Source organism: Bacillus sp. (in: firmicutes) (assembly GCA_012842745.1).
Classification (GTDB): domain Bacteria; phylum Bacillota; class Bacilli; order Bacillales; family Bacillaceae_J; genus Schinkia.
Genome location: DUSF01000012.1, coordinates 1 through 2,142 on the forward strand (window position 1 = coordinate 1; position 2,142 = coordinate 2,142).

At 36.3% G+C, this 2,142-nt stretch carries 4 protein-coding genes; 3 read left to right on the forward strand and 1 reads right to left on the reverse strand.

Annotated elements, in window-relative coordinates; translation table 11 throughout:
• The 3 genes from GX497_01710 to GX497_01720 form a co-directional block, all read left to right on the forward strand.
• On the forward strand, window positions 1-160 hold a 160-nt coding region (locus GX497_01710), incomplete at its 5' end, for a hypothetical protein (protein HHY71947.1).
• Between the two features lie 27 nt (window positions 161-187).
• Window positions 188-1,168 carry a hypothetical protein gene (locus tag GX497_01715; protein HHY71948.1) on the forward strand — a complete coding sequence of 327 codons (981 nt, stop codon included), beginning with the start codon at window positions 188-190 and terminating at the stop codon, window positions 1,166-1,168.
• 1 nt (window position 1,169) lies between these two features.
• Window positions 1,170-1,520 carry a transposase gene (locus GX497_01720; protein ID HHY71949.1) on the forward strand — a complete coding sequence of 117 codons (351 nt, stop codon included), beginning with the start codon at window positions 1,170-1,172 and terminating at the stop codon, window positions 1,518-1,520.
• Between the two features lie 198 nt (window positions 1,521-1,718).
• On the opposite strand, the gene GX497_01725 is transcribed toward GX497_01720, so the two are convergent.
• Window positions 1,719-2,142 (reverse strand): transposase (locus GX497_01725; protein ID HHY71950.1); only part of this gene is annotated, 424 nt, incomplete at its 5' end.

The following is a 2,142-nucleotide window of genomic DNA, read 5'->3' on the forward strand; positions in this document are numbered from 1 at the left end:
GGATGGAATCACAGATATCCAAGGTGATCTGGTGAAAATGGAAGGCTGGGTCAAAGCCGCTGTCCCGATGTCAAAGGAGGAAGAAGATGAGGAGGAAGATGAGCTAGGTGCAGCTGTCCTTGGGATGCTTCCTGTCACTGGGGGTGGCGGCATTGGCTAAATCGAAGAAGCCTAGCATCCCCTCAAAATGGAAGGGTGCCGCTATAAGTGCTCTTGGCAGCGTTCCTATGAAGGGCGTTATAAAAAAGGGGCAAAAGCATTAAACAAGGCATCAAAAGCCGCCAAAAAGAAAGTAAGTAATACAAAGAAAAAAGTAGTCGCTTCTCTTAAGACACAGAAGAAGACTGTAAAGAAAAAGATAGGGAAAATCGTTAAAAAAAGAGGAAAGGTGTTCACAAAAGCCCGAAAGCTAAAAAACAACCTGACGAAGAAGGAACAAATCAATAACCTAAAAAAGAAATTGAATAAAGCTGTGTTGGCAGCAAAGTCGATTCCGAAAAAGACGGCCAACTATGTAAAGGACAATGCGAAGAACATAGCTTCTTTTGCGGCTGATTCGACGCCCATTGTAGGAACAGTCAAAGCGTTTCAGCAGGCAGCGACAGGTGTTGATCTTATCACAGGTCAAAAGTTAAGTATGGGAGATCGAATTGCAGAAGGAGTTGGTGGAGTTGTAGCTATCTTTCCGATCCCTGGTGCGAAGCATGTTGGGAAATATGGAACAAAAGGCATTATAAAGTTTGGAGAATTTGCAGCAGATGTGTCAACAAATTTTGTGAAAAACATTAAGAATAAAGTGGTTGCAAAACCATCTAAACCGAGTAAGCCTCCTAATAGTACGGGTAAATATCAAGTTGGAGCATATAAAGATATTAAAGGAGTAGAAGGATTTGATGCCCATCATGCAGGGCAGAAAGCTTTAATGAAGAAATTAGTGAAAAATTATGATTTAAATACTGCTCCTGCTATTAATGTTCCAAAGGTAGGACATACAATAGGTGGACCAAATGGCATTGTTTCAAGAAGCACTAAAGGTATAGATAATCCAAGACAATTATTAGCAAGAGATATTAATGAATTAAGAAGAGTCTATGATGACATACCGAACTCTGCTTTAAAAGAACTTATTGAACTTAACAAAAAAATGTATCCAGAAATGAGGAAGTAAAATGAATGAGATTTTTGTTAAATCACTTTACGAATCTATTATCAAAGAGAACATTCAGCTATACAAAAACTTGTTTGAAACAACGAATGTTACTTCTAAAACTGACGATTATTGGAAACAAGCTATTAGTTTTTACGATAGTTTAACTGATGAAAATAAAGACACTTTAATAAGAATAATTGAACAAACCATGATTGATACTATTTCAAACATGCTAGGTGTAATTGATGGAAGCTCAACTTTAATAGATTGTCCGTTAGTACCAAAATTACTGCTTGATTCTAACGATACAGAAGGGGAACTACAAGATTTGTTTTTAGAATTTATAGAAGAAAGAGATAGTAACAGTTAATTGAAAGTTTGATTGCATGTTTTTATAAATAGTAAAAATGACACTAGTGTTGCATAAATATTATCGAAATTTTCAGTTTACTTGTTTTTCCTAATAAGAACCAAAAAGGTAAATACCTAATTAAAGGCGGTTCTGTCCGTTTGGAAATTTATTTACAATTAGACCTATAGACCTGTGAGACGACAACAAATTTACTTATTAAGGGATGGCTGTTCCTTCAATTTTTCGAAGCCAAATATACGCTGGCTTCCATAGCGAAGCCCTTAAATAACGGCTAATTTGTAAGGTTTTTCGCTTACTCCCTGTTTCAATTTGCGCTAGAACATGTAGACAAAAAACAATAAGTGCAATAAATACTTGGTTTTGAATCGTCCATTCGCTCTGACCGTAGAATTTTTTAATACTGAGATGTTGTTTGATCCATTTGAAAAATAATTCTATGGCCCAGCGTGATTTGTACATTTCTGAGATTTCTTCGGCACTTAAGTCAAAACGATTTGTGATTAAATGGAGTTCATTGCCTTTCGTGTCCAAGACCTTTATTAGGCGAAAATAATTCTCAGCACGGTTTTGTGTCGTTCCAATCAAAACCATTTGGTCCGATAAAACAGATGAATTTTCA